Origin of the sequence: Marinobacter sp. UBA2498, assembly GCF_002341575.1 — a bacterium.
Lineage (GTDB): Bacteria > Pseudomonadota > Gammaproteobacteria > Pseudomonadales > Oleiphilaceae > Marinobacter > Marinobacter manganoxydans.
Genome location: NZ_DDOI01000089.1, coordinates 6,446 through 32,078, shown reverse-complemented (window position 1 = coordinate 32,078; position 25,633 = coordinate 6,446). Strand labels below are relative to the sequence as shown.

At 57.2% G+C, this 25,633-nt stretch carries 27 protein-coding genes; 21 read left to right on the top strand and 6 right to left on the bottom strand.

The window, feature by feature from the left end:
* Together B2W52_RS12470 and rraA are read left to right on the top strand one after the other, a co-directional pair.
* The coding region (locus B2W52_RS12470; protein ID WP_349677065.1) for a putative PEP-binding protein at positions 1-293 on the top strand (293 nt) is incomplete at its 5' end.
* A gap of 30 nt (positions 294-323) precedes the next feature.
* Complete coding sequence (gene rraA, locus B2W52_RS12465; protein ID WP_008174943.1) at positions 324-803, top strand: ribonuclease E activity regulator RraA; 480 nt, start codon at positions 324-326, stop codon at positions 801-803.
* Between the two features lie 51 nt (positions 804-854).
* Here rraA and B2W52_RS12460 read toward each other — a convergent pair whose 3' ends face one another.
* The 3 genes from B2W52_RS12460 to B2W52_RS12450 form a co-directional block, all read right to left on the bottom strand.
* Entirely contained in the window at positions 855-1,145 is a 291-nt protein-coding gene (locus tag B2W52_RS12460) for a PilZ domain-containing protein (RefSeq protein WP_008174945.1), read from the bottom strand.
* A 4-nt stretch (positions 1,146-1,149) separates the two neighbouring features.
* A complete protein-coding gene (locus B2W52_RS12455; protein ID WP_039882073.1) occupies positions 1,150-1,821 on the bottom strand; it encodes a TIGR04211 family SH3 domain-containing protein in 672 nt (223 codons plus the stop codon).
* A 125-nt stretch (positions 1,822-1,946) separates the two neighbouring features.
* Positions 1,947-2,246, bottom strand: a complete 300-nt coding sequence (locus B2W52_RS12450; protein ID WP_008174948.1) for a YciI family protein — start codon at positions 2,244-2,246, stop codon at positions 1,947-1,949.
* 131 nt (positions 2,247-2,377) lie between these two features.
* Between B2W52_RS12450 and B2W52_RS12445 the strand changes: the two genes are divergently transcribed.
* A complete protein-coding gene (locus B2W52_RS12445) occupies positions 2,378-3,256 on the top strand; it encodes a PHP domain-containing protein (protein WP_286803323.1) in 879 nt (292 codons plus the stop codon).
* Here B2W52_RS12445 and B2W52_RS12440 read toward each other — a convergent pair.
* Together B2W52_RS12440 and rne are read right to left on the bottom strand one after the other, a co-directional pair.
* Positions 3,253-3,795 carry a YecA/YgfB family protein gene (locus tag B2W52_RS12440; RefSeq protein WP_008174953.1) on the bottom strand — a complete coding sequence of 181 codons (543 nt, stop codon included), beginning with the start codon at positions 3,793-3,795 and terminating at the stop codon, positions 3,253-3,255. The two genes, B2W52_RS12445 and B2W52_RS12440, sit on opposite strands and share 4 nt — an antisense overlap.
* A gap of 3 nt (positions 3,796-3,798) precedes the next feature.
* Positions 3,799-7,032 carry a ribonuclease E gene (gene rne, locus B2W52_RS12435; RefSeq protein WP_286803320.1) on the bottom strand — a complete coding sequence of 1,078 codons (3,234 nt, stop codon included), beginning with the start codon at positions 7,030-7,032 and terminating at the stop codon, positions 3,799-3,801.
* 595 nt (positions 7,033-7,627) lie between these two features.
* Between rne and rluC the strand changes: the two genes are divergently transcribed.
* The 3 genes from rluC to B2W52_RS12420 are packed head-to-tail and all read left to right on the top strand — an operon-like array spanning position 7,628 to position 10,413.
* Positions 7,628-8,686 carry a 23S rRNA pseudouridine(955/2504/2580) synthase RluC gene (gene rluC, locus B2W52_RS12430; RefSeq protein WP_286803317.1) on the top strand — a complete coding sequence of 353 codons (1,059 nt, stop codon included), beginning with the start codon at positions 7,628-7,630 and terminating at the stop codon, positions 8,684-8,686.
* Positions 8,683-9,330 carry an HAD family hydrolase gene (locus B2W52_RS12425; RefSeq protein WP_008174958.1) on the top strand — a complete coding sequence of 216 codons (648 nt, stop codon included), beginning with the start codon at positions 8,683-8,685 and terminating at the stop codon, positions 9,328-9,330. The genes rluC and B2W52_RS12425 overlap by 4 nt, the downstream gene beginning before the upstream one ends.
* A gap of 39 nt (positions 9,331-9,369) precedes the next feature.
* Positions 9,370-10,413, top strand: coding sequence for a S49 family peptidase (locus B2W52_RS12420; RefSeq protein ID WP_008174961.1), 1,044 nt, complete (start codon positions 9,370-9,372; stop codon positions 10,411-10,413).
* Positions 10,414-10,417: 4 nt separating this feature from the next.
* Here the strand turns inward: B2W52_RS12420 and B2W52_RS12415 are convergent, their stop codons facing one another.
* Positions 10,418-11,026: a Maf family protein gene (locus B2W52_RS12415; protein ID WP_273070921.1), complete on the bottom strand. Its 609-nt coding sequence runs from the start codon at positions 11,024-11,026 to the stop codon at positions 10,418-10,420.
* 138 nt (positions 11,027-11,164) lie between these two features.
* On the opposite strand from B2W52_RS12415, the gene B2W52_RS12410 reads away from it, so the two are divergent.
* The 15 genes from B2W52_RS12410 to B2W52_RS12340 all read left to right on the top strand — a co-directional run.
* Entirely contained in the window at positions 11,165-11,719 is a 555-nt protein-coding gene (locus tag B2W52_RS12410) for a YceD family protein (protein ID WP_008174965.1), read from the top strand.
* Between the two features lie 100 nt (positions 11,720-11,819).
* The gene (rpmF, locus tag B2W52_RS12405) at positions 11,820-11,999 is read left to right on the top strand and encodes a 50S ribosomal protein L32 (protein ID WP_008174968.1); all 180 of its coding nucleotides are present in this window, start codon (positions 11,820-11,822) and stop codon (positions 11,997-11,999) included.
* Between the two features lie 43 nt (positions 12,000-12,042).
* On the top strand, positions 12,043-13,044 hold the full coding sequence (gene plsX / locus B2W52_RS12400; RefSeq protein ID WP_014577545.1) for a phosphate acyltransferase PlsX: 1,002 nt from the start codon (positions 12,043-12,045) through the stop codon (positions 13,042-13,044).
* Between the two features lie 112 nt (positions 13,045-13,156).
* The gene (gene fabD / locus B2W52_RS12395) at positions 13,157-14,095 is read left to right on the top strand and encodes an ACP S-malonyltransferase (protein ID WP_039882075.1); all 939 of its coding nucleotides are present in this window, start codon (positions 13,157-13,159) and stop codon (positions 14,093-14,095) included.
* Between the two features lie 18 nt (positions 14,096-14,113).
* Positions 14,114-14,857: a 3-oxoacyl-ACP reductase FabG gene (fabG, locus tag B2W52_RS12390; protein WP_008174974.1), complete on the top strand. Its 744-nt coding sequence runs from the start codon at positions 14,114-14,116 to the stop codon at positions 14,855-14,857.
* Positions 14,858-14,990: 133 nt separating this feature from the next.
* Positions 14,991-15,224 (top strand): acyl carrier protein, encoded by a 234-nt coding sequence (gene acpP, locus B2W52_RS12385; RefSeq protein WP_008174976.1) that lies wholly within the window; start codon positions 14,991-14,993, stop codon positions 15,222-15,224.
* Positions 15,225-15,354: 130 nt separating this feature from the next.
* On the top strand, positions 15,355-16,602 hold the full coding sequence (gene fabF / locus B2W52_RS12380; protein WP_273070923.1) for a beta-ketoacyl-ACP synthase II: 1,248 nt from the start codon (positions 15,355-15,357) through the stop codon (positions 16,600-16,602).
* A gap of 8 nt (positions 16,603-16,610) precedes the next feature.
* Positions 16,611-17,429, top strand: coding sequence for an aminotransferase class IV (locus B2W52_RS12375; RefSeq protein WP_008174980.1), 819 nt, complete (start codon positions 16,611-16,613; stop codon positions 17,427-17,429).
* A 5-nt stretch (positions 17,430-17,434) separates the two neighbouring features.
* On the top strand, positions 17,435-18,478 hold the full coding sequence (mltG, locus tag B2W52_RS12370) for an endolytic transglycosylase MltG (RefSeq protein WP_008174981.1): 1,044 nt from the start codon (positions 17,435-17,437) through the stop codon (positions 18,476-18,478).
* Positions 18,475-19,116 (top strand): dTMP kinase, encoded by a 642-nt coding sequence (gene tmk / locus B2W52_RS12365; protein ID WP_039882076.1) that lies wholly within the window; start codon positions 18,475-18,477, stop codon positions 19,114-19,116. The genes mltG and tmk overlap by 4 nt, the downstream gene beginning before the upstream one ends.
* A 101-nt stretch (positions 19,117-19,217) precedes the next feature.
* On the top strand, positions 19,218-19,997 hold the full coding sequence (locus B2W52_RS12360; RefSeq protein WP_008174983.1) for a helix-turn-helix domain-containing protein: 780 nt from the start codon (positions 19,218-19,220) through the stop codon (positions 19,995-19,997).
* Between the two features lie 300 nt (positions 19,998-20,297).
* Positions 20,298-21,788 carry a sodium/proline symporter PutP gene (gene putP, locus B2W52_RS12355; protein ID WP_008174984.1) on the top strand — a complete coding sequence of 497 codons (1,491 nt, stop codon included), beginning with the start codon at positions 20,298-20,300 and terminating at the stop codon, positions 21,786-21,788.
* A gap of 251 nt (positions 21,789-22,039) precedes the next feature.
* Entirely contained in the window at positions 22,040-23,047 is a 1,008-nt protein-coding gene (locus B2W52_RS12350; RefSeq protein WP_092029900.1) for a TAXI family TRAP transporter solute-binding subunit, read from the top strand.
* A gap of 2 nt (positions 23,048-23,049) precedes the next feature.
* The gene (locus B2W52_RS12345) at positions 23,050-25,197 is read left to right on the top strand and encodes a TRAP transporter permease (RefSeq protein WP_008174987.1); all 2,148 of its coding nucleotides are present in this window, start codon (positions 23,050-23,052) and stop codon (positions 25,195-25,197) included.
* 13 nt (positions 25,198-25,210) lie between these two features.
* A partial coding sequence (locus B2W52_RS12340; protein ID WP_286803294.1) for a sulfite exporter TauE/SafE family protein occupies positions 25,211-25,633 on the top strand: 423 nt, incomplete at its 3' end.

Below are 25,633 nucleotides of genomic sequence, written 5' to 3'. Positions count from 1 at the left end.
GCTTCTCCATCGGCTCCAACGATCTGACTCAGCTGACCCTGGGTCTGGACCGGGATTCGGGCATCATCGCGCACCTCTTCGATGAGCGGAACGATGCGGTCAAGGCGCTGCTTTCCAACGCCATTCAGGCGTGCAAGAAGGCCGGCAAATACATCGGTATCTGCGGGCAGGGGCCATCGGATCATCCGGATCTCGCCAAGTGGCTGATGGATCAGGGCATTGATACGGTGTCACTGAACCCCGATTCGGTACTGGACACCTGGTTCTTCCTGGCCGACGAAAAAATCGACTGAGTTTATTTCCAGGATAAGGAGAGCGACAACGTGACGACGATAATTACCCCGGACCTGTGTGACGAATTTCCGGAAGTGCTGGTTGTAGAGCCCGGCTTCAATAACTACGGTGGCAACAAGGCATTTGGCGGTGAGATTGTGACCGTGAAGTGTTTTGAAGATAACTCCGTGGTGAAAGAGCAGGTTGGCCAGCCAGGGAACGGTCGTGTGATGGTCGTGGATGGTGGCGCTTCAAAGCGCCATGCGCTATTGGGCGACATGCTCGCGGAGAAGGCTGCGAGCAACGGCTGGGCAGGTCTGATCATCTATGGTTGCGTGCGCGACGTGGATGAGATTGGCAACACCGCCCTGGGTGTGCAGGCCCTTGGCACCCATCCGAGAAAGAGTGAAAAGCGTGGCCTGGGTGACCTGAATGTGCCGGTCACCTTCCACGGCGTTACCTTCCATCCCGGACACTACGTCTACGCCGACAACAACGGTATCATTGTTTCTGAGAAGCCTCTGGTTTGAGGCTTTTCGAGGCAGAGACAAAAACGGCGGCCAATGGCCGCCGTTTTTCGTTCAGCGAGTGACTTCGCTGATATTCGTTCCAAGGAGGAACCCGTCTCCTTCCGGTTCGCAGCGAATGACTTCGCAGACAGTCTCCAGCGGCGGAAACTGATCACTGCTGGAGTGAAGAACCGTGTGAAGTTCCTCGCCAACGTTCACGGCCTGCTCAACGTAGAGTTGCATGCCGGTCGCGCTCAGATCACGGCAGATCCCTTTGAAGCGGTTGCCCTGGCTGTCGCTGATCTCAATCTCCGAGTTCACCTGCATACGGTGGAAATCGCGTTTCTCCGAATAATCCTTCATGGCATCAGGCCCAGTTGTCGGTTTTTCTTGTTGGTTTGAGCATTGGAATGATCAGTGCGAGCAAAACGCCACCGAGAACGAGGCCCGCGCCCAGCAACATGAAATCGTATTCCTTGCTGGCTTCCAGACGTTCGTTTTCAGCCGTGAGCACTTCAAGGTCGTTGCGAATCTTCTGGTTCTCTTCCCGCAGCTCGCGGTTTCGACGTTCCAGATTGATGGAATCGGCGGCGATACTCTTGATCCGCTGAAGCTCTTCCTGGAGCTCCTGTGAACGGTCAGAAAGCGAGGCTTCGGAGCTTTCCAGCGCGTTGCGCTCAGTGACGACGTTAGACAGCTGCTCTTTTACCTGGGCGAGTTCAGCGCGCGTTTCTTCCAACTGACGGTTGGCCGTACGCAGGCGATCTGCAGCAATGGGTGTCTCGCTCAGGTATTGACTGGAAACCCAGCCCTCGGTGCCCTTGGGAGTGCGAACGAGGGTGTATCCGGAATCGGAGGCCTCGATGACTTCCAGCGGCGTGCCACTGGGAACCGCGTTTTCAATGATGCGGAACTGGGAACCTGCGCCTGACCTCACTGGCAGGTACAACTGGTCGTCAACCCAGACAGTCTTTGCCTGGGCAACAGCAATGGAGGACACTGCGAACAACACACTGATTGCTAGACGAAAAAGCGTCACTGGTTACGTTCCCTGAAATTCTGCGGTTGAAATCTGAGTCTGATTAAAAGCGCAATTTTGTCACAGATGCCCCGCCGTGCAAGCGTGCCATCATTACAATAAACTCATGGGCCCCCAAGGCCCGCTCACGGGAGGACGGCTTTGAAAGGCTTTACCACAACCTTGTCATAAACGCCTGCCTCCACATAAGGGTCGGCATCCGCCCAGGCCTGGGCCGCTTCCAGAGAGTCAAATTCCGCGATTACCAGACTACCGGTAAAGCCGGCATCGCCGGGCTCTGGAGTATCAAGCGCCGGATGAGGGCCAGCGACAAGTAATCGGCCCTCGGCTTTCAGGGCCTGAAGCCGGTCGATGTGAGCCGGACGCGCAGACTGGCGCAACGGCAGGCTGTTCTCGACATCTTCACTGATAATGGCGTAGTACATTCAGCTCTCCGAACAGGTTTTCAAAGACAGGATAGTTGATCAGACAATCAGCGGTCGTGTCGTGCAAGGGTTGGCTGGTACACTGTTAAACCCTGGCAAGCCGCCAGTTATCTGAAGATTCAGGATATTTTGTGACTATACCGCAAGACCCGCATTTGTGCATTGATCTGCATTGCCACAGCACGGCTTCCGATGGCGCGCTATCACCGGCGGCACTGGTCGAGCGCGCTGCCGGTCGGGGGGTTACCCACCTGGCCCTTACTGACCACGACACGATCGCTGGCCTTGCCGAAGCCGAGGCGGCTGCGCAGGCGCAGGGTATCATCCTGACTCCCGGGGTTGAGCTTTCCTGCCTCTGGAAAAGCCGGACCATCCACATCGTTGGCCTGGATTTTGATCCCGGGCAGGCCGGTTTCAGGCAGGCGCTGGAGCAGCAGAACGAGAATCGCTGGGCTCGTGCCCGCATGATCGCGGACCGCCTGGGTAAGCTTGGTGTTGATGGCCTTCTCGATAAGGCCTCCGAGGCTGCCGGTGGCGACGTGCCTGGACGGCCCCATTTTGCACAGGTTCTGACAGAGGCTGGCGTTGTTCGCAATGCTGCCCAGGCATTCAAGCGATATCTGGGTAACGGTAAGCCCGGTGATGTAAAAGCTTTCTGGCCGGAGCTTCCAGAAGTCGTGCGCTGGATCGCCGAGGCAGGTGGCGTTGCGGTTCTTGCCCATCCCCGAAAATACCAGCTTACGGCAACCAAACTCAGGGAGCTGACCGCGGATTTCCGAAGGGCAGGGGGGCAGGCAATTGAAGTGTCTACTTCAGGCCAATCCAGTGGTGATCTGGGGTTTCTTGCAGAGCTTTGTCGGAAAGAGAAATTGCTGGCATCCCAGGGCAGTGATTTTCACTTTCCCGGCGCTCCCTGGTGTGAGCTTGGCCGCATCATGAAAATGCCAGACGGGCTTGAGCCGGTCTGGCATTCGTTCAGACAACCTGTTCCGGGTGCGGCGCCGGTTTAATCCGGTGCGTGGAACAGCAGGTACAGATCCGTCAGTGAGTCCGGGATGGCGTCGGCCATCTGCCGGGATAGCTTTTCACTGTTGCGAACCTTCTGGAAGTCCTCGTCATCGAACAGTCCTGAGAGTGTCAGCATAGGCACCATCAGGTCCGCCGCTTCTTCTTCGCTGGCTGCTTCGAGCCACTCTTCTTCGTGTTCCAGAAAGGTGTCCACGAACCCGGCGCACCAGTTTTCCAGTGCGTTCATGGGGTCGCCATCCTCCGGCTCCGGCAATTCCAGAGACTGCCCCATGTCCAGGGAATGGGCCATGTCATTGGCCAGCTGGGTCGAGCAGCGCCTGAACACCTCGGGAATCCCGGTGTCGGGCACCTGATCGGTGCCCGTGGCGAGGCGGAAGATTTCTTCCGCGCTCAGTTCAGCCGGGCCGACGACGCTGGCGCAGACCACCCCATGGAAACCGAAGAAATCCAGGGCTTCATCGCCCCAGGGCTCGGCAAAAAGGATGTCTTCCAGCGCTTCTATGTCGGAGTTCGATAGCATCAGTTAGTTACTCCCGGCCTTTTTGGCCTCTTCCGCGGCCTTCTGGCGCTTGCGGACTTCTCTTGGATCATTGTAAGCGCGGCCCGGTGTTACAGGAACGTCGACTGCCGGGGCATCTGCAGGCGTGTCCTTGGCCGTTGCCTCCGGAGCGGAAGGCGTCTCTTCCTTCACTGGCTCTGCGGTTTTGGCCTCAACTTTTTCGGGCTCGGCTTTCTTGGGCTCGGCCTTTTCGGGGCTGGCCTGCGCTGCTTCCGGCTGCTTTGGCTCCGGTTGAGCCTCGGGAGCCTTGCGCTCTGGTGCTACCTTCTCCTCCGCTGGCTTTTCAGCCTTCTCGGGTTGTGGTGCCTCCTCCGGTTCTACCTTGGCGGCTGGCGCTTCCTTGGGCTTCGCCGGCTGCTTCTTCGCCCGCGGCGCTTGTTCACCGTCGGCTCTGGCCTTGGACTCCGGCTTTGGCCTCGGAGCTGCCTCTTTTTTCTCGGTAGCCTGGTCAGTCACCGGCTTTGGCTCATCAGTGGCCGCGGTGCTCTTGGCAGGCTCTTTGTCTGTGGCTGCGCCTTGAGCCTGCTCGGTAACGTTTTTGCTCTTTTCCTCAGGCTTCTCAAGGGGTTCGGAGCTTTGTTCAGCCTTGGCGGGCTCGGCTTTTTCAGGTTTCGCTTGAACAGCTTCCTGCTTTTCAACCGGGCTCTCTGCAGCGGGTTTTGTTTCCGCTGCCGGTTTCGCTTCCGGCTTGCTCTCCGACGGCGCTTTGTCTGCGGATGCCTTCTCGGGCTTCTGCTCTTTTGCCGGCTCTTTCTGAGCAGCTTGCGGCTTCGGTGCTTCGCTGGCCGCCGGCGCAGTCTCGGCCCTGGTTTCGGGCTTGTCAGACGCTTTGTTGACTGTTTCCTTTACCTGCTCGGCTTTCACTTCGGGCTTGGCATCGTCACGACCGTTTTCCGGCTGCGTGTCCTTCTGATGCTTCTCGCTACGAGCGGCTTTTCGATCAGCCGGAGCAGAGGCCGGTGCTTCAGACGGAGAGCCGTCGCGGTTGCGCTGGCGACGTGGCTTTCTGCGTTTCTCTTCTGAACCCGTCTTGTCCGCTGGACCGGACTTGGCTGCATTATCCTGCTGGCCCTGATCCTTCTGGTCCTTCTGCTCGCGATTATCCTTCGGGTCGCGCTGGGGTTTGTTGCGGCCGCGGCCCTGGTTGTCGCGACGGTTGTCACGACGATTTTCAGTGCCTTTGTTATCGGCGCTCTTGTTGTCGCCTCCGCGATTATCCTGGCCTTTGTTTTCGGATGCCTGGCGATTCTGGTTGCCACGGTTCTGATCGTCGTTGCGGTTGCGGCCGCGGCCACGGTTGTCGTCTCCACGGCCCTGCTGGCCGCCCTGGCGACGTTCGTTGCCACTGCGGTTGCCACCTGCACGCTGGTCTTCACCGCGGGCTACCCGGGATTTGCGACGGTCCTGACGGCCCTGGTTGCGACGATCTTCGCGCTGGCTCTGGCTCTGCTCGCGATTCTCGACTTTCTGTTCTTCCTCGCCACTGAAGAAGCCAGCGATCTTGCGTCCCAGCCGGCGGAAGAGGCCTTCTTCCTGTTCAGTGGTTTCATCAGCCTTCGGTGCGGCCGGGGCAGGCGCGGGTGCGGGTGCGCTCGGCCGGATCGCTTTTACCGCAGCCTGCTCGCGTACCGGCTTCTCAGGGGTGGGCGCCTCGAAGATTTCTTCTTCACGCTCGCTGTACTCCTGGGCCACCTGATGGCTGGAAATGTGCTCGGGCGTTGTTTCATCCTGACGCATCCGGATGATTTCGAAATGCGGTGTCTCCATATGCGGAACCGGCACCACGACAACGCTCACTTCCTGGCGGGCTTCAATGTCGGCCAGCTGCTTGCGCTTCTCGTTGAGCAGGAAAGTGGCGACGGAAACCGGCACAACGGCTCGTACTTCGCCGGTCTTGTCCTTTGACGATTCCTCGTAGATCAGGCGCATGATGCTCAGGGCGAGGGACTCGATGCCACGAATAGTGCCCTGACCTTCACATCGGGGGCACACTTCGCTGCGTGTCTCTCCCAGGGAGGGGCGCAGGCGCTGACGGGACATTTCCAGCAGGCCGAAGCGGGAGATCTTGCCCACCTGAACCCGGGCCCGGTCGATTTCCAGGGCCTCACGCATCTTCTGTTCAACTTCCCGCTGATGCTTCGCAGGCGTCATGTCGATAAAGTCGATGACAATCAGACCGCCCATGTCACGCAGGCGCAACTGGCGGGCGATTTCCTCTGCCGCTTCCAGGTTGGTCTGGAGCGCGGTTTCCTCGATATCCTGGCCTTTCGTGGCGCGGGAAGAGTTGATGTCGATGGAAACCAGGGCCTCGGTCGGATCAATCACGATGGAGCCGCCGGAGGGCAGTTTCACTTCCCGCTGGAAGGCGGTCTCGATCTGGCCTTCGATCTGGTACCGGCTGAACAGCGGGATTTCATCCTTGTACAGCTTGATCTTGTTTTCGAAGGTGGGCATGACCGCACGAACGAAATTCAGGACGTCCTCATAGACGCCATTGGCGTCAATCAGAACCTCGCCGATGTCCTGGCGAAGGTAGTCACGAACCGCACGGATGATAACGTTGCTTTCCTGGTGAATCAGGAAGGGGGCCTTGCGCTCGCCGGCGGCCTGAGTGATGGCCTCCCAGAATTGCACCAGATAGTCCAGATCCCACTGGAGTTCTTCAGTGGTACGGCCGATGCCGGCGGTACGAACGATGATGCCCATGGATTTCGGCACCTGAACATCGTTCATCGCTTCTTTGAGCTGCGCCCGCTCATCGCCCTCTATGCGACGGGAGATGCCGCCGGCACGGGGGTTGTTGGGCATGAGTACCAGATAGCGACCTGCCAGGGAGATAAACGTGGTCAGGGCTGCGCCCTTATTGCCACGCTCTTCCTTGTCGACCTGCACGATGACTTCCTGGCCTTCGGAAACAACGTCCTTGATGTTGATTTTGCCTTCGATCTGGCCGGGCGACTTCTTGAAGTATTCCTTGGAAATTTCCTTCAACGGCAGAAAGCCGTGGCGCTCGGCGCCGAAATCCACAAACGCGGCCTCGAGACTGGGCTCGACCCGGGTAATGCGGCCCTTGTAGATATTGGCTTTCTTCTGCTCGCGGGAGCTGGATTCGATATCAAGGTCGAATAGACGCTGGCCGTCAACCAGGGCGACGCGCAACTCTTCGGGATGAGTTGCATTGATAAGCATTCTTTTCATGGAAAGAAAGAGTTCCTGTCGTTTAATTTGACAGAAAACCGGAGGGGATCGCATCAGCGAAGCAGGATGTGCGTGCCGCGGGCCCTGTTACATCAAGGGCGGACCGGCGGCCAGACGAATCAGACCCTTCTGGGGTTTGATCCTTTCGGTCTGAGACCAACGCCGACGATCCGGCTGCCTGTGGGCAGGGAGAGGTCGTGTAAGGTTCGTGTCTGTTGACGCATGTTATCCGTTTTCAGGTTCACTCAGGTGCCTGGGTCTCACGTCGTATTCGTATGCTGGACGGCCCGGCCCTGGGTGGCAGTGATTCTTCGCGATGTCGCCCGCGGTTTTCCGCGCGGTTTTTCTCTCTCCCGGGTACAGGATGCAGCCTTTCGAAGATCTGTCCTGGTCCTCCGGGAGCATTTCTCTCGCCGTTCCCGGTAGTGATTGGGTGCACGGCGTTCAAACTCTCGAATAGTGTCGGTATACTTCTGCCGCTCCGGCTTCTGACTTGAGTTGGTCAGGCCGTAGACAAACGGCAAAGCACGCCGGAATATAACAGTATTCATGCAGCCGTTCAATCCTGCAGTCACTCCAGTAGCCAAGGAACTTCATGTCTCGAAAGTCTGCGAGCAGAAAGCCAGCCCAACCGCGGCCCGAGAGGGCAAAAAAAACCAGCAGGGCCGGCAGTGAGAGTCAGGCTGTTCGTGGAGAAGTCCGTCAGGGCGTCCAGTGGGTTACCGTGGACGAAGACAACGATGGTCAGAGGGTGGACAACTTCCTTCTTGCCCAGCTTCGCGGTGTGCCCAAGAGCATTATTTATCGTGTCATCCGCAAGGGCGAGGTTCGGGTCAATAAAGGGCGGGTCAAGCCGGATTCCCGGGTGAGAACCGGTGATCAGGTGCGTATCCCACCGATCACCCGAAAGGAAAAGCCTGATCAGGTGGCGCCCGGCTCCCGGGTGCAGGGCGTGATGGAATCTGCGGTTGTTTTCGAGAACGAGCAGATGCTGGTGGTCAACAAACCGTCCGGTATCGCCGTACACGGCGGCAGCGGCCTGAGTTTCGGGTTGATCGAGGTGCTTCGCTCCGCACGCCCGGCGGCAAAGTTTCTGGAGCTCGTTCACCGTCTGGATCGGGATACGTCCGGACTGATCATGGTGGCCAAGGAGCGGTCGGCGCTTCGGTACCTGCAGGATGAGCTGCGCCAGAAACGAATCCGCAAGCATTACCATGCGCTGGTCGCCGGCGACTGGCCGGCCAGCGTTGACCGGGTGGATGTGCCTCTGCTGCGCTACGAGATGCCCAATGGCGAGCGTCGGGTGAAGGTTGACGCTGCCGGCAAGGCCTCGCTGACGACATTCCGCTGCCTCGAGCATTACGCGGGCTACAGCCTTGTCGAGGCGTCGCCAATTACCGGTCGTACGCACCAGATCCGCGTGCACAGCGCCTGGGCCGGTCATCCGATTGCGGGTGACGACAAGTATATGGATGATGTCAGCCTCAAGGCGTTCCGGTCCATTGGCGGGCAACGGCTGATGCTGCATGCGCGGGCCCTGGAGTTTACCTTGCCGGTCTCGGGTGAGGCTATGCGCCTTGAGGCGCCTTACGACGATGCATTCAATGACGTGCTCAGGAAACTTTCCGGGCGTCTTAAAGGAAACGATCAATGAACGTCAGAGTAGTAATTTTTGACTGGGACGGGACCCTGGTGGACTCGGTTGAGCATATTGCTGATAGCCTCCATCAGGCGGCAACCGAGCTGGGCTTTCCGGCCCTGGAGCGTGAGGCGTACCGGGATATTATCGGGCTTGGCATGGTCGAGGCGTTGGAGAAGCTTTATCCCGGTATCAGTCGGGAAGAAATGAACAGGATTCGCGACGGGTACGGGCGCTATTTCTTCAGCAAGGTGACAACGCCGCAAAACGTGTTTGACGGTATGGCCGATGTGGTCGCAGATCTGCGAGGATCCGGTCGCAGTTGTTCTGTGGCAACCGGCAAGAGCCGGCGCGGCCTGGACTTTGCGCTGGCTTCCAGCGGTCTTGGCGACCACTTCGAGATCACCCGTTGTGCCGATGAGACGCGCTCCAAGCCTGACCCTGCCATGCTTGAGGAGATTCTTCGTTTCTATCGCATTGAGCCCGAAGAGGCGGTGATGATTGGCGATACCCGATACGATCTTGATATGGCCCGGCGTATCGGCATGCCCTCCATCGGCGTTGAATGGGGTGTGCACAAGCGGGATGTGTTGGGTGATTATTCGCCCCATGCCATTGTTGAATCCGTGCCAGACCTCCGGCGGGTGCTGGGGCTGTAAACAGACCGAATTCATTGACGTTGCTGACAGGATGCGCACATGAGTGACTGGGAATCTGACAAGTCTGCCGATTGGGGTGACCAACCGGTGGAGCCTGAAAAAGAAAGTAAGCCGTTTTTCGGGCGAAAGTCGCCGAAGCTTCCGCCCGAGTCCGGACGTGACTGGAAGCTCATCGAAAAACTCGTCATGTCACTGCAGTCTGAGCAGCGCAAGAGCCGGCGCTGGGGTATCTTTTTCAAGTTCCTGACGTTTGGTTACCTGATTGCCTTGCTGTTTTTGATCAAGTTTCCCCTGGGCGATTCACTGGAGGGTGTAACCGGCAAGCACACGGCTCTGGTAGAAATAAACGGTCCGATCGCTGCCGACGAACTGGCCAGTGCAGACAATATTGTAGGTTCTCTGCGAACAGCCTTCGAAGAGCCAAACTCGGTAGCAGTGATTCTGCGCATCAACAGCCCGGGTGGCAGCCCGGTGCAGTCCGGGTATGTCTACGATGAGATCAAGCGCCTGCGGGAGGAATATCCCGAGAAAAAGGTCTACGCCGTGATCTCGGACATCGGCGCTTCCGGAGCCTATTACATTGCTGCGGCCGCTGATGAGATCTATGCCAACCGGGCCAGCCTTGTCGGCTCGATTGGGGTGGTGGCTGGCGGTTTCGGCTTTACCGAGGTTATGGAGAAGATCGGCGTGGATCGCCGTCTCTACACGGCCGGTGAGAACAAGGCGTTCCTTGATCCGTTTTCGCCGGAGCAGGAAGAGGAAGTCACTTTCTGGCAGAGTGTCCTGGAAAACACCCACCAACAGTTTATCGAAGCGGTCAAGCAAGGGCGTGGTGATCGCCTGGCGGATGATGAGCGCCTGTTCAGCGGGCTGGTATGGAGTGGCGAGCAGGCCGTTGAGCTTGGCCTGGCTGATGGGCTCGGCAGCGCATCACACGTTGCTCGGCAGATCATAGGTCAGGAGGAACTGGTGGACTACAGCCGTCGCAAATCACCGTTCCAGGATATTGTTGATCAGCTTGGTGTCGCCTTTGGCGAGGGTTTCGCCAGTCAACTGGTCGAGTCCCGGCTCGAGCTTCGGTAATGCCTTATGAGGCAGGCCGGTTTTCCAGCAGGGGATTCCGGCCCCATTGCCTCAGCAGAGCGTTCAGGGCAATAAGGGGGAGGCCCACCAGGCTGTTCGGGTCCCGGCCCTCAAGGGCCTCGAACAGAGTAATGCCGAGGCCTTCCATCTTGAAGCTGCCGGCGCAGTCGTAAGGTTTCTCCCGCAATAGGTAGGCCTCTATCTCCTCATCAGCCAGTTCCCGGAACCTGACGTTAAACGGCTCGCAAAGGCTGTCGATTTTGCCGGAATCGGAGTCGAGCAGCGCCAGGCCTGTTAGAAACAGTACCCTGTGACCACTGCTCTGGCGTAACTGCTCTGTCGCCATTTCGTGGTTGCCGGGCTTGCTCAGTACCGAGCCGTCGGGCAGGCAGGCGACCTGGTCCGAGCCGATGATCCAGTGGCCGGGGAACCGGTCCGCCAATTCGCGGGCCTTGCTCTCGGCCAGACGTGTCGCCAGGGCCTCGCCGGTCTCGCCTTCATGGGGTGATTCGTCGATATCCGGGCTTGCGCAGGTGAACGGCAAGCCAAGCCGCTCCAGGAGCGCTCTCCGGTAAGGTGATGAAGACGCCAGTAAAAGCGGTTTTGGGGGCATTGATCGAGTCCTTTAAGTACCTGGCCGGTGCATCTGCTGTGCGATTATCGTAAATTACACCTATCTGCACTGGAACCCCCGTGAAAAAGCAACGAAGTCTTTGACAGCGGCCGGCTGCGCCCCTAAAATTGCGCGCCTATGTCAAACGCGTCCAACGCCGAGTTGCCCAAATCTGTTGATCCTTACCGGTTAGCGGAACATAACAGCACACTGGAGGGAGTGATTCCCATCAGCGGGCTTGGCCGTTTTCGGGAATCCGTTCTCGGGTTTTCGGAAGGCGCTGCGTGCCGGGTCAAACTGTCTTTTTTTATGGATGGTGAGCGTCGTCGCGTTGTTTCGGGCGAGCTGGCGGCCCCGGTTGATCTGGAGTGTCAGCGGTGCATGGGCGCCATGAGCGTGACTCTGGTCTCCGAGTTCAAGCTGGGTCTTGTTACCAGTGACGAGCAGGCGCAACAGCTGCCGAAAGAACTCGAGCCGTTTTTGACCGATGATTTTACGGCGGACCTCTGGTCGATGGTGGAAGACGAGCTGTTGCTGGTTTTGCCACCGTTTCCGCTTCACGAACGGGACCAGTGTCCTGCCCGGGAAGATCTGGAAGCCTACGAGCCTGACAGCTCCGGGGCAGAGCCGGTGAGAAAGTCGGGTGAGAATCCGTTCAGTGTCCTGGCGGATCTCAAGAAGACAAAGCATTAACCGGGCGTGGGTCGTCCCTCGGGAGACCGGCGCACATTTAACGAACAGACGTTACTTATTCAGCAATTCAAGTTTACGTTAACAGGTCAGGAGCATAATCATGGCTGTACAGCAAAACCGTAAGACCCGTTCCAAGCGTGGCATGCGCCGTTCACACGACGCCCTGAGCGCCGCTGCTCTGAGCACCGATGCGACTACTGGTGAAGTTCATCGTCGTCACCACGTGTCTCCGGACGGCTTCTACCGCGGCAAGCAGGTAATCGAAGCACGCGACGAGTAATCTCGTTGCCGCTATGCACCGTCCCGAATCGGATGGCAGAACGGTGAAGCCGGTCACCATCACGATTGATGCAATGAGTGGCGACCGCGGGGCTGCCGTCGTGGTTGCCGCATCGCTGCGGGCGGTGCGTGAAAACGAAGCCTTGAGCATCGTTCTGGTGGGAATCCGGAGCGAGCTCGAGGCTTTGTTGCGTGAGGGGCACGCCCGAATTCGCATTGTCGAGGCGGCAGACGTTGTTCGGATGAACGAGCGCCCCTCCCACGCTCTCCGCCACAAGAAAAACTCTTCCATGGCCATCGCCCTGAGTCTTGTTCGCGATGGCGAGGCCCAGGGCTGTGTCAGTGCCGGTAACACCGGTGCATTGATGGCATTTGGGCGCACCATTATCCGCATGTATCCGGGTATCGAGCGCCCGGCTATTGCCAAACTGATTCCCTCGCTCAGGGGGCGCTGTCACGTCCTTGATCTCGGCGCCAATGTCGACTCAACCGCCGAAAATCTCTATCAGTATGCCCTGATGGGGTCCCTGATGGCCTCTGCGATCTGCAGCCAGGCGGAACCAAGGGTCGCTCTTCTGAACGTCGGTGAGGAAGAGATAAAGGGCAATGAACAGGTCCGGCTGGCGTCTCATATGCTGGCCCAGTGCGATACCATCAACTACATCGGTTATGTGGAAGGTAGCGATCTGTTCCGGGACGTCGCAGATGTGGTCGTCTGTGATGGCTTTGTCGGCAATATAGCCCTGAAAACCGGCGAGGGTGTTGCCGGTCTCCTCATAGAGCTGATGGAACAGGCCTTCACACGAAATCTCTACGGCCGACTGGTCGGCCTGCTGGCCCGTCCGATTATCGGTCGGCTTCTGCAATTGATGGATCCTTCCCGACACAACGGTGCCAGTTTGCTCGGTCTCCAGGGCGTGGTGATCAAAAGTCATGGCAACGCCAATGAGCGGGCCATGTTGTCGGCCATTCGACAGGCCGTTCGGGAAGTTGAGCTGGAAGTACCCCGCCGTATCAACGAGCGTCTCGACGATCTCATGCTTTGAGTGCCTGAGACTAAAGTCTGTCCCGGTTTGGCCACGCATTCGCGGATAATTGGCCTAACTTGTACTATTGGCTAATCTCACGTAACCACCCAATGACGATAAGATCCCGCTTATGAAATCAGCCTTTATTTTTCCAGGACAAGGGTCGCAATCGGTGGGCATGCTTTCGGCTGCCGCTGAAGCCTGGCCCATCATCGACAGAACCTTTTCCGAAGCCTCCAATGTTCTCGGCTATGACCTCTGGGATCTCTGCCAGAAGGGGCCGGCGGAGGAATTGAATAAAACCATGGTGACGCAGCCTGCGCTCCTGACGGCCAGTATTGCCCTCTGGCGGCAGTGGTTTGTTGCCGGCGGTTCTTCTCCCGATTTTCTCGCCGGTCACAGTCTGGGAGAGTACAGCGCCCTGGTGGCGGCAGAGAGCCTCGATTTTGTTGAAGCGGTCAAGCTGGTTCGCCTGCGTGGTGAGCTCATGCAGGACGCTGTGCCGGCTGGAGAAGGGAAGATGGCAGCCATCCTTGGTCTTGAGGATGATGCCGTTGTGGCAGCCTGTCAGGATGCGGCACAGGGCGATGTGGTATCTGCGGTAAACTTCAATGCCCCTGGTCAGGTGGTTATTGCTGGCTCGGCAGCCGCAGTTGAACGGGCTATTGAAGCCTGCAAGGAAAAAGGCGCGAAGAAGGCCATGCCATTGCCTGTAAGCGTGCCATCGCATTGCGCACTTATGAAAGGCGCCGCGGAGGAGCTGGCGAAAGCGTTGGAGGATGTTCGCTTTAATGATGCTGTCATCCCGGTTATACAAAATGTTAACGCTGCCGCCGAGACCGAATCCGCTACACTGAAGGCCAACCTTCTCAAGCAGCTTTATTCTCCGGTGCTCTGGACGGACTCTGTGCGTGCCCTCGTTTCCAATGATGTCGAAGTTGCAGTCGAGTGCGGCACTGGAAAAGTGTTGGCAGGGCTGGCCAAACGTATCGACCGGGCTTTGGCCGTTCACAGTATCGAAGACCCGGATTCGCTGGCGAAGGCGCTGGACGCTTTCGGTCAGTCCTGAAACGAAAGGGAGTTATTCATGTCTCTGGAAGGTAAAACCGCACTGGTCACCGGTGCTACCCGCGGTATTGGTCAGGCCATTGCCCGTGCGCTGGCCGCGCAGGGTGCCGAAGTTGTCGGAACAGCAACCAGTGAAGCCGGTGCAGAATCCATCACCAACGATCTCCAGTCGGCCGGTTACAAGGGTTACGGCATGGTCATGAACGTTGCAGACCCTGCCAGCATTGAAGCCGGTTTGAAGGAGCTGACGGAGAAATCGGGGGCTCCCCTGATTCTGGTCAACAATGCCGGCATTACCCGTGATAACCTCCTGATGCGGTTGAAAGATGATGACTGGGCCTCGGTTCTGGAAACCAATCTGTCCAGCGTCTATCGGACCAGCAAGGCCGTGCTTCGTGGCATGGCCAAGGCCAAATGGGGCCGGATTATCAATATCAGCTCCGTGGTTGCCGGTATGGGCAATGCGGGGCAGGGCAATTACTGCGCCGCCAAGGCCGGGGTTGAAGGGTTTACCCGAAGCCTGGCCAAGGAAATGTCGAACCGCGGTATCACTGCAAATTGCGTGGCTCCCGGATTTATTGACACGGATATGACAAAAAAACTGGACGACAAGCAGCGTGGGGCTATGCTGGAAATCATACCCGCGGGTCGTCTGGGTGAGCCGGAAGAAGTGGCAGCCGTGGTTGCCTTCCTGGCATCAGATGCAGCCGGATACGTGACGGGTGAAACCATCAACGTGAACGGCGGAATGTACATGGGATAAGCCCCTTTCGGGGTCTGTGCGCAACCCCTTGTCGCACAACATGTTTATCAGAATCCCTGCTTGTTTGCAGGTAGGGTTTAAACTAAACTGGCAGCACTAGAGTTGCTTGGTTGACACACAAAGTGAGGACATTATGAGTACAGTTGAAGAGCGCGTGAAGAAGATCGTTTGTGAACAGTTGGGCGTTAAAGAGTCCGAAGTTCAGAACTCATCTTCTTTTGTAGAGGATCTTGGCGCTGACTCACTGGACACCGTTGAGCTGGTTATGGCACTTGAAGAGGAGTTTGAAACCGAGATTCCTGACGAGGAAGCCGAGAAGCTGACAAGTGTTCAGGACGCGATCGACTACATCGTCGCGCACACCTGATACTCTGCATTTAAGAAAGCCAGGCAAAAAGCCGTCCTTGTGAAATAGCGAGGGACGGCTTTTTTATTGGCCGAAAATCAGGTTCAATCGGCGTTCAGATTCATTCGGACAAGATCAGGTGCAACAGGTTATGACTAAACGGCGAGTTGTCATCACAGGTATGGGCATGCTGTCGCCAGTCGGCAATAGCGTGGAGTCGTCCTGGGAAGCGATTCAGGCCGGGCGCAGCGGGATCGGTATGATCGACCGCTTTGACGCGTCTGCCTATAACACCAGAATTGGTGGGGCCATTCGGGATCTGGACATGGAGTCCTACCTGTCCCCGAAGGATGCCAGAAAGCTTGATGCCTTTATCCATTATGGCCTGATTGCTGCGCAGCAGGCAGTTGACAGCAGTGGGCTGGAGTCGTTTGAGAAGCTTGATCGGGAGCGAGTAGGTATTGCAATCGGCTCCGGGATTGGCGGCCTTGAGTACATAGAGAAGAGCGTCCTGACCATGGACAAGTCGGGGCCCCGAAAGGTTTCCCCGTTTTTCGTGCCTGCTTCTGTCATCAACATGATCTCCGGCAATGCCGCGATCCGTTTCGGATACCGTGGCCCCAACATTGCGATCGTGACAGCCTGCACTACCGGCACCCACAACATTGGTTACGCGGCCCGCACGATTGCCTATGGCGACGCCGATGTCATGCTGGCAGGTGGCTCGGAAATGGCGACGACGCGTACCGGTATGGCTGCGTTTTCGGCTGCGCGGGCTCTGTCTACCCGTAACGATGAACCGGAAAAGGCCAGCCGCCCCTGGGATAAAGACCGGGACGGCTTTGTGCTCAGCGATGGCGCCGGTGTCGTTGTGCTTGAAGAGCTTGAACACGCAAAGGAGCGGGGCGCCACCATATACGGTGAAGTTGTCGGTTTTGGTATGAGCGACGACGCCCACCACATTACAGCGCCGCCCGAAGATGGCGAGGGCGCCGCCCGATCCATGGCGAACGCAGTTCGTGATGCTGGCCTTGATCTGGAAGAAATCGACTACATCAACGCCCATGGAACCTCCACCCAGGTTGGTGACGTGGCCGAAGTGGCTGCAGTTCGTCGGGTGTTCGGCGCGCATGCCCAAAAGCTGGCCATGAGCAGCACCAAGTCCATGACAGGTCACCTGCTTGGAGCTGCTGGTGCTGTGGAAGCGATCTTCTCGGTTCTGGCCATTCGGGATGGGGTCCTGCCGCCCACCATCAATCTGGACAATCCGGATGAGGGTTGCGATCTGGACCTTGTGGCACACACGAGCCGTAAGGCGGATGTGCGGGTAGCCCTATCCAACTCATTTGGGTTCGGTGGTACCAACGGCACCCTGATTTTCCGTCGCTACGAAGGCTGACCCTCGCCGTGTTTCGTCTTTTCTGGGCTGACGACGGTGGCTTGCCCGCCAATGACCGGGGTCTGGCCTATGGAGACGGGCTGTTTGAAACGATCCGCATGGTTGAGCAGAAAGGAGTCCTGCTTTCGCGACACCTTGAGCGCATGGTTCGTGATGCCGGTCGGTTGGGCATCGAGGTTTCGCGAAGGGATCTGGCGAACGTTTGTGTCCAGGCGGCGCAGCGCTTTGCCGGTCGATTCAGGGGGGAAGGCTGGATTCTCAAACTGACCCTGACCAGGGGCAGCGGTGGGCGGGGTTACCGGCCTGCTCCCGGGATGGAGCCAAACCTGCTGGTGTCGGCTTCACCGTTGCCTCCGATGCCGGATATTGCCGGAGAGGCCGTTGACTTCTCGAAAGTCCCCCTGTCTGTTAATCCTGTCTTGGCAGGTATCAAGTCTCTGAACCGGATCGAGCAGGTATTGGCCGCCGCTGAACTGGGGCCATCCCTTTTCGAGGTCATCATGGCTGATCACGGCGGCAATCTGGTGGAGGGTACCCGCACCAATCTTCTGCTCCGGCAAAGCGATGGCTGGGTGACACCGCCGGCATCCAGCCTTGCGGTTGCCGGCGTTCTCAGGCAATGGGTGCTTGAACGGCTGAGGCAACAGGGGGAAAGGGTGTCGGAGCGTCCGGTTGCTGTAGACGATGTCCTCGGTCCGGATTGCCATGGGCTATTTCTTCTGAATAGCGTTCTTGGGTTTGTTCCGGTTCGCACTATTGCCGGTCATGATTTGCCTGTCGATGGTGGACTTGCGACAATCTTCAATCCTCTCGAAACACTGGAATAAATCGTTTGTTCAAGAAGTTATTGCTTGCGTGTGTTTGTGCTGCTGTCCTGATCTCAGCGGGAACCGGTCTGTGGGTGTGGCAAGGCTTGAAAGGCCTTGAAAAGCCAGTCGAGTTCGAAGAGCCGCTGCTTTTTCAGGTTCCCCAGGGTGCGTCTTTCACGGAAGTGGCGGGTCGCCTTGAAGATGAAGGATTGGTCTCGGACCGGCTGTGGCTCAGGCTATATGGTCGCCTTGACCCTGGGCAGACCCGGATCAAGGCTGGCGAGTATGAATTCCTTGATGGCATGAGTCCCGTCGACATGATTGGCATCATGGTCTCCGGCGATACCAAGCACTGGTATGTGCAATTTATCGAGGGATGGACTTTTCAGGATATGAGGGCAGCACTGGCAAACGCCGAGCGATTGCAAAAGCTCACAGGCGAGTGGTCCAGTGAAAAGATCATGGCGGCTGTCGGTGCGGAAGGGGAGCATCCTGAGGGGCGGTTTTTCCCGGATACCTACGCCTTTACCAGCACCGAGTCCGATCTGGATCTTCTGAGGCGTGCCTTCAGCCGTATGGAATCAGTGCTGGCTGAGGAGTGGGCAGCACGGGAAGATGGGTTGCCCTATGAAAACCCCTATGAAGCTCTGATCATGGCCTCTATTGTGGAGCGCGAAACTGGCGCCCCGGAAGAGCGCGACCAGGTTGCAGGGGTATTTGTTCGCCGCCTCCAGAAGGGAATGCGCCTGCAAACCGATCCCACGGTTATTTATGGTATGGGCGATAGTTATCAGGGCCGTATCGGCCGTAAGGATCTGCGCACCTACACGCCCTACAACACATACAGAATCAATGGACTGCCCCCAACGCCCATCGCCCTGCCTGGCCGTGAATCCATTCACGCGACCCTGCATCCGGATGATGGAGATGCGCTCTATTTCGTTGCCCGTGGCGATGGTACCCACAAATTTTCACGCACACTGGCGGAACACCAGAAGGCTGTGCGTGAGTTTCAGCTTAACCGACGTGAGGATTACCGCTCCTCGGTTAAGCAGGGTGGAGAATGAGCATGAGAGGGCAATTCATTACGTTTGAAGGTACAGAAGGCGTTGGCAAGTCCACTCAGTTGGCGAATGCCGCCAGTACCCTCGAGAACCTCGGTGTGGATGTGTTGGTAACCCGTGAGCCTGGCGGCACCCCCATGGCCGAGCACATTCGCGAGCTGCTGCTGGCAACCCGGGATGAGGTGGTTCACGAAACCACGGAACTGCTGTTGATGTTTGCAGCCCGCGCCCAGCACTTACATACGAGAATCCTGCCGGCACTCGACGCTGGTCAGTGGGTGCTGTGCGACCGGTTCACCGATGCCACATTTGCCTATCAGGGAGGTGGGCGCGGTGTGTCGCAGGAGCGGATTGCATTGCTGGAAAACCTGGTTCAGGGTAACGTCCGTCCTGATCACGTGATATTGTTCGATGCGCCAGTGGAAACCGGAATGGCCAGAGCAAGGCGTCGGGGTGAACTGGACCGGTTTGAGCAGGAAGATCTGGAGTTTTTTCAGCGAATCAGAAATACCTACCTCGACCGTGCCAATGAGGCCCCGGATAGATATCATATTATCAACGCGGCGCGCCCACTGAATCAGGTTTCCGAGGAGGTTGTCCAGCTGCTTACCGGTTTATTGAGCCCGACTGGTCATGGCTGAGGCCAGCTTGGTAGTTTTGGAGGTTTAGCCTTCATTCGTGCACTTTTTGTAAGGTTCTGCTTTAATTGATGTACATTCTCAATTAAAGACTGGCAGTCTTGATGGTCGACGCAAAACTTCTAAAACTCCCCAGCGCAGCGCATCAGCACCGCCACGAACATCATCAGATCGTGATCGGTGTCAGAGGGGAAGCCGAACTGAGTGTCGACGGGACAGGGGCTCGTCTGGATACCTGGAGAGCCTGTTTCGTGCCCACGGAAGCCCAGCACGATTTTTGTGGCAGTCACTCCAACCATGTTCTGGTCATTAATCTTGATCCACTGACTCCCGCGTTTAACACTCCGGCCCATGCGGATTACGAGCGGATGATGCGAGTCTTTGAGAAGCCGCGCACCCTGCAAATGGACAGTCGTTTGCAGGGCTTTGTCCAGTTCACCGCTACCGAATTTGATCGCGCGCCAGAGAACGCAACGCTCCAGCAGCACCTGGCTACCAGTATTCTCTACTGCATGGCCGACAGGATAGCCGGCGGGCAGACGCAATCTCCCGATCGGAACCCCGTAAGCCCGGAAGTCGTTCGATCGTACATCCTCAATAACCTGCACCGAAAAATCACCGTTGAGGAAATGGCGGGGAAGGCCTGTCTCAGTGTCAGCCGCTTTCACGAGGTATTCAGGGATGCCGCTGGTATAACGCCCCATCAATTCCTTCTTCAGACGCGTCTGGAGCAGGCCTCTGAACTTCTTGTCTCAACGTCACTCTCGGTATCTGAAATCAGTTACAGAACCGGCTTCTCATCTCAGAGCGCTTTGACCAACGCGTTACGAAAATACAAGGGAACCACGCCGTCCAGGCTACAGGCGGGTGCTTACGCTGCCTGATTCCGTGTTCTGAGCCCTACAACCGTAGGATTGTGCAAAAGAATCGTAGGATTTCGTAAGCCTGGCGTCCGTAGTAATACTAACTTATAGCGGTTGGGAGCCTGGCTTGAATGGCTGACTGCATTGGCGTCAAGAACCCGAGATGAGGATCACGCCGCGCAGGTGAGTCACTGAACAATCCCGTTCCGATAAGGAACAATTTTCGTGTGAACAAGAAGAACAGTGCAGCGCGTTGTCGGCAGGTCAGTTCTGTGCTTCGCGAGCGAACCTGATTCCGACTCATTAAACCGGAGGAGCCCTATGGCTATTGGTGTTTGGATAAGTCTCTTTGCATATTTTGCGCTCATGATTGCCATTGGCATATTCGCGATGCGCAGATCTACCTCATCATCTGAGGATTACATGCTAGGCGGACGGGCGCTCAGTCCGAAAGTGGCCGCCCTTTCGGCGGGTGCCTCGGATATGAGTGGTTGGCTGCTTCTGGGTCTTCCCGGAGCTTTGTATGTATCTGGCCTGGGTTCCGCGTGGATCGGTATTGGCCTCTTTGTCGGTGCGTTTTTCAACTGGACGCTGGTTGCACCGCGCCTTCGGGAACAGACGGTTCACTATGGGAATGCCATTACCATTCCGTCTTTCCTTGCTAACCGCTTCCCGACTCAGGCGTTATCGCTGAGAACGGTATCCGCTATCGTTATCGTCATCTTTTTTGCGGTTTACACTGCGTCCGGTCTGGTTGCTGGCGGCAAACTGTTTGAAAGTGCGTTTTCCGGTATTTTCAACTTTGGTGGCTTGAGTGATTACGCGGTGGGTATTGTCATTACGCTGGGCGTGGTGCTGGCCTACACCGTTGTGGGTGGTTTCCTGGCAGTAAGCATGACGGACTTCGTGCAGGGCTGCATCATGATGCTGGCACTGGTGATCATGCCCGCGGTTGTGCTATTCGGAGAAGGCGGTGGCGGTTTTGGCCAGGCTGCTGAAACTCTGAACTCGGTCGATCCCACGCTTCTGTCATGGACGGAAGGCCTGACCTTCATCGGTTGGTTGTCTGCGGTTACCTGGGGCCTGGGGTATTTCGGTCAGCCTCACATTATCGTGCGCTTTATGGCCATCCGTACCCTGAAGGATGTTCCGATTGCCCGTAATATTGGCATGGGCTGGATGGGTATCTCCCTGATTGGTGCGATCTCGCTGGGTGTTTTCGGCCGGGCGTATGCCGTTCGTAACGGTATGGATATTGCGGATCCGGAAACGATCTTCATCATTCTGTCCGATCTGCTGTTCCATCCGCTGATCACCGGTTTCCTGTATGCAGCTCTGCTTGCGGCAGTTATGAGCACCATCTCGAGTCAGTTGCTGGTGTCTTCATCTTCTTTGACTGAAGATTTCTATCGACTGTTCCTGCGCAAGGAAGCAACCGATAAGGAGTGCGTCAATATTGGCCGGGTGTGTGTGGTGCTGGTTGGCCTGGTTGCCGCGGTCATTGCATCCGATCCGAATTCACAGGTTCTGGCCCTTGTCAGTAATGCCTGGGCCGGCTTCGGTGCAGCTTTTGGTCCGCTGATTATCCTGTCGCTGATGTGGCCGCGCACGAATGGTGCCGGTGCCATTGCTGGCATGGTAGTGGGTGCAGCTACGGTTATGATCTGGATTTCTCTGGGTTGGAACGGTGAGTTTATGGGTGGTCCTGGTGTTTATGAGATCATTCCTGGCTTTATTGCTGCTTTCATCGCCATTGTTGCGGTGAGTATGGCTACCGAAGACGCAAACGAGTATCAGCACATTACACGCTAGGGCGCTAGCAGCTGGGCGCCGGAACTTCAGGTTTGGCGCTTATGCGAGTCGTGCTGATGTCAACAAACCCTCGCCTCAAGGGCGGGGGTTTGTTGTATCTGACGCCGGAGGCCTGTTGGTGGAAGCTGGAATGACTTAGACCATAGGCGATGGTTCATGATTTGAGCTGGTAGATCTCTGTCCGAGCCGCTACATTAATTAAGGTCAGATTCCAGCTTGAGAAAACAATAATCGCGAAAGGACAAAGGGTTATGAGAAACAATCGATATATGAAATCAACACTGAGCCTGCTTGCGGCGGCTATGGTTTCTTTTTCCTCGGGGGTGCACGCCGAGGGTAATTATGTAATGGGCACTGCGACTACGGGTGGCACCTACTATCCGGTTGGCGTCGCTATTTCCACGTTGGTTAAGGTAAAACTGGAACCAACGACCAATATTTCCGTGTCCGCCATCAGTTCAGCCGGATCAGGCGAAAATCTGAAGTTGATGGACGAGGGGCAGATCCAGTTCGGTATTTTGCAGGGGCTATACGGCGCCTACGCCTGGAACGGCACAGGGCCAGTACCACAGGCCTATAAAAATCTGCGCTCGGTTTCCATGCTTTGGCAGAACGTTGAGCATTTTGTGGTCCGTAACAACGTGGTTGAGACCGGTACTATTTCGGATATGACCAACCTTTACGATGAGAGCTTCTCTATTGGAGCCCGGAATTCCGGTACTGAAGGTTCCGGTCGTTTTATCCTGGGCAAGGTCGGAATTGATCTGGAGCAGGTGGACATCGCCTATCTCGGCTATGGTCCCAGCGCTGACGCCATGCAGAATGGAAACATCGATGGTATGAACATTCCGGCCGGTGTCCCCGCATCTGCGGTTACCCGTGCCTACGCCAACCTCGGTGGCGAAATAACAACACTGGACTTTACCGAGGCGCAGCTGGCCGAGGTGAACAGTGATTTTGAGCTCTGGACGCCCTACCTGATCCCGGCTGGTACCTATCCGAACCAGGACAAGGACATCAATACTATCGCCCAGCCGAACATCATGGCGGCCCGAGCGGATGTCCCGGAAGAGGACGTGTATCAAATCACCAAGACAATTTATGCCAACCTGGCGTTTCTGAATAACATTCATCCGGCAACCAAGGCCATGGCGCTGGAGAAAGCGATTGCCGGTCTGCCGATGCCGCTGCATCCCGGGGCTGCGCGTTTTTACCGTGAGCAGGGAATTGAGATTCCAGAACGGCTGATTGCGGAGTAGTTGTGGCAGACCAATCAACAGGCGGGCCTCTCAGCGAGGTCCGTGATGAAAGTGCCAGCGAAGCTGGCGAACGCCTTGATCACCGGCTCTTCGGGCCGGTGATTTTTGGCCTCGCGATTCTCACCTCACTGATACACCTCTATTTCAACACGGTTTCTACGCTGTCAGAGCTCTGGACCTCAGCTTTGCACTTTGGTCTTTTCGGACTGATCTGTGCGTTGACCACCCCCATGTTCAAGGCTCGCTCAGTGGCTGGTAAGCGGGCTGTGCTTGGCATCGATGTTTTTCTTGGTCTGGCGGCGATGGCCTGTGCCGCTTACCTGATTCTGTTCGAGAACGCGCTCTATGAGCGAGGCGTTAATTTCAGTACCGGTGACTGGATCGTCTCGATTGCAGCGGTATTGCTGATCCTTGAATTTGGCCGCAGAACAGTGGGTTGGTTTATCCCGGTACTGTGCATTCTGGCGTTATCCTATGTCGCCTGGTGGGGCCAGTATGTTGACGGCATTTTTAATTTCCCGGGGCTCACCTGGGAGACTGTGCTGTTTCGCTCCTACATTGGCGGGCAGGGTATGCTTGGGTCGATTGCCCGGATCTCCTGGACCTATGTCTTCATGTTTATTCTGTTTGGGGCCTTCCTGGTAAAGTCCGGTGCCGGAGACTTTATCATTGAGCTTGCTCGCTGCGCTGCGGGGCGCTTCGTTGGCGGCCCGGGATTCGTTGCCGTATTTTCTTCAGGACTGATGGGTTCGGTGTCTGGCTCAAGTGTCGCTAATACTGTATCTACCGGTGTGATCACGATTCCGCTGATGCGTAAGGCCGGTTTCCCTGCCCGTTTTGCTGCAGGGGTTGAGGCAGCGGCCTCGACGGGTGGTCAGCTGATGCCACCGGTGATGGGCGCGGGGGCCTTTATTATGGCCTCTTATACGCAGGTGTCCTATCTCACGATCATTTCTGTCGCCGCATTGCCGGCGCTGCTCTACTTCCTTTCGGTGGCCATGTTTGTCCGTATTGAAGCCAAACGCAGCCACGCCACCCGGCTGGAGGATGCTGAAGCGCCTACGTTGAAAGAGGTGCTGAAAGATGGCTGGCATTTTCTGATGCCCTTGGTGGTGTTGGTTGCAGCGCTGGTTTATGGATTCACGCCTACCTACGCGGCCGGAATAGCCATCCTCTCCGTGATCGTCGCCTCGTGGCTGTCGAAGCATCCCATGGGGCCTCGGGACATTCTGGACGCCCTGGTGATGGGTGCCCGCAATATCACCACAACAGCGATTCTGCTGATCACTGTGGGGCTGATAGTGATGGTGGTGTCCACTACCGGGATCGGCAATACTTTTTCAATCATGATTACTGACTGGGCCGGTGGCAGCCTGTTGATCACCATCCTGCTGGTCGCCCTGGCGTCGCTCATCCTTGGTATGGGCCTGCCGGTAACGGCAGCTTATATCGTGCTCGCCACACTCTCCGCGCCGGCTATCTACAACCTGATTGCACAGAGTCAGCTGCTGGACCTGCTTGTGAGTGGCAACCTCCCGGAGCAGGCCAAGTCCATCTTCATGCTGGTAGCACCCGATAAAATGGAGTTGCTGAATGCGCCCATGGACACGGCTACGGCGCAGCAACTGCTGGCCTCCGTTCCGGACACCTTCAGCAGTCAGCTGCTTGAGCAGGCACTGTCACCGGCAACCCTGTCGATAACCCTGGTGGCGGCGCATATGGTGATCTTCTGGTTATCCCAGGACTCCAACGTGACACCGCCGGTCTGTCTCACGGCCTTCGCCGCGGCGGCGATTGCCGGCACACCACAGATGCGGACCGGCTTTACCGCCTGGAAGTTGGCCAAGGGCCTTTACATAGTGCCGCTACTGTTCGCCTACTCACCGTTGATTACCGGGAACTTCACCGAAATGATTCAGGTGTTCTGCTTCGCGTTATTCGGCGTTTACGCCATCGTAGCGGGGCTTGAAGGATACCTTGAGCATCCGCTGAATCCAGTGGTGCGTCTGCTGATGTTCCCCATCGGTTTGTTGATGCTCTGGCCCCATGGCCAGGTGCTGCTGGATGGCGCTGGCCTGGTGATCTTTGTCTTTGCGTTCGTGTGGAGTAGCCGCCAGGGCCGCCGGATGGCCACGCCAGCAGCTGCATGACAGGACCCTGACGATGACACTGTTTGAGATCCTGGCTCTGTTAGCGCTGGGTGGCATTGCCGGCTTCATTAACGTGTTGTCCGCGGGAGGGTCCATGCTGACCCTCCCGTTGCTTATGTTCCTGGGGTTGCCGCCGCAGGTGGCCAACGGTACCAATCGGGTGGCCATTACGTTGCAGAGCATCACTGCGGTGGGCAGTTTCTACCGCATGGGGCATGGCAACCTGATGGTCAGTCTGCACCTTGCTGTGCCGGCAATTCTCGGTTCGCTCCTGGGCGCCTGGGTTGCGACCTGGGTGTCAGACGCGGTGTTCGAGGTCGTCCTGGTGTCGGCCATGATCGGTGCCTCGGTATTCATGCTGTTACCTCAGCCCTCACTGAATACCCGCCCCCTGACCACAGACCGGCTGAGTCCGGGCATCTACCTGGCGATGTTT

Bases quoted from the DNA above. Each gene is read 5' to 3' on its own strand.
- B2W52_RS12450 (WP_008174948.1), bottom strand. From the start codon at position 2,246: ATGTACTACGCCATTATCAGTGAAGATGTCGAGAACAGCCTGCCGTTG.
- B2W52_RS12415 (WP_273070921.1), bottom strand. From the start codon at position 11,026: ATGCCCCCAAAACCGCTTTTACTGGCGTCTTCATCACCTTACCGGAGA.
- fabD (WP_039882075.1), top strand. From the start codon at position 13,157: ATGAAATCAGCCTTTATTTTTCCAGGACAAGGGTCGCAATCGGTGGGC.
- B2W52_RS12350 (WP_092029900.1), top strand. From the start codon at position 22,040: ATGAGAAACAATCGATATATGAAATCAACACTGAGCCTGCTTGCGGCG.
- B2W52_RS12425 (WP_008174958.1), top strand. From the start codon at position 8,683: ATGAACGTCAGAGTAGTAATTTTTGACTGGGACGGGACCCTGGTGGAC.
- B2W52_RS12410 (WP_008174965.1), top strand. From the start codon at position 11,165: ATGTCAAACGCGTCCAACGCCGAGTTGCCCAAATCTGTTGATCCTTAC.
- putP (WP_008174984.1), top strand. From the start codon at position 20,298: ATGGCTATTGGTGTTTGGATAAGTCTCTTTGCATATTTTGCGCTCATG.
- rpmF (WP_008174968.1), top strand. From the start codon at position 11,820: ATGGCTGTACAGCAAAACCGTAAGACCCGTTCCAAGCGTGGCATGCGC.
- rne (WP_286803320.1), bottom strand. From the start codon at position 7,032: ATGAAAAGAATGCTTATCAATGCAACTCATCCCGAAGAGTTGCGCGTC.
- tmk (WP_039882076.1), top strand. From the start codon at position 18,475: ATGAGCATGAGAGGGCAATTCATTACGTTTGAAGGTACAGAAGGCGTT.
- B2W52_RS12360 (WP_008174983.1), top strand. From the start codon at position 19,218: ATGGTCGACGCAAAACTTCTAAAACTCCCCAGCGCAGCGCATCAGCAC.
- B2W52_RS12440 (WP_008174953.1), bottom strand. From the start codon at position 3,795: ATGCTATCGAACTCCGACATAGAAGCGCTGGAAGACATCCTTTTTGCC.
- fabG (WP_008174974.1), top strand. From the start codon at position 14,114: ATGTCTCTGGAAGGTAAAACCGCACTGGTCACCGGTGCTACCCGCGGT.
- acpP (WP_008174976.1), top strand. From the start codon at position 14,991: ATGAGTACAGTTGAAGAGCGCGTGAAGAAGATCGTTTGTGAACAGTTG.
- B2W52_RS12460 (WP_008174945.1), bottom strand. From the start codon at position 1,145: ATGAAGGATTATTCGGAGAAACGCGATTTCCACCGTATGCAGGTGAAC.
- fabF (WP_273070923.1), top strand. From the start codon at position 15,355: ATGACTAAACGGCGAGTTGTCATCACAGGTATGGGCATGCTGTCGCCA.
- B2W52_RS12420 (WP_008174961.1), top strand. From the start codon at position 9,370: ATGAGTGACTGGGAATCTGACAAGTCTGCCGATTGGGGTGACCAACCG.
- rluC (WP_286803317.1), top strand. From the start codon at position 7,628: ATGTCTCGAAAGTCTGCGAGCAGAAAGCCAGCCCAACCGCGGCCCGAG.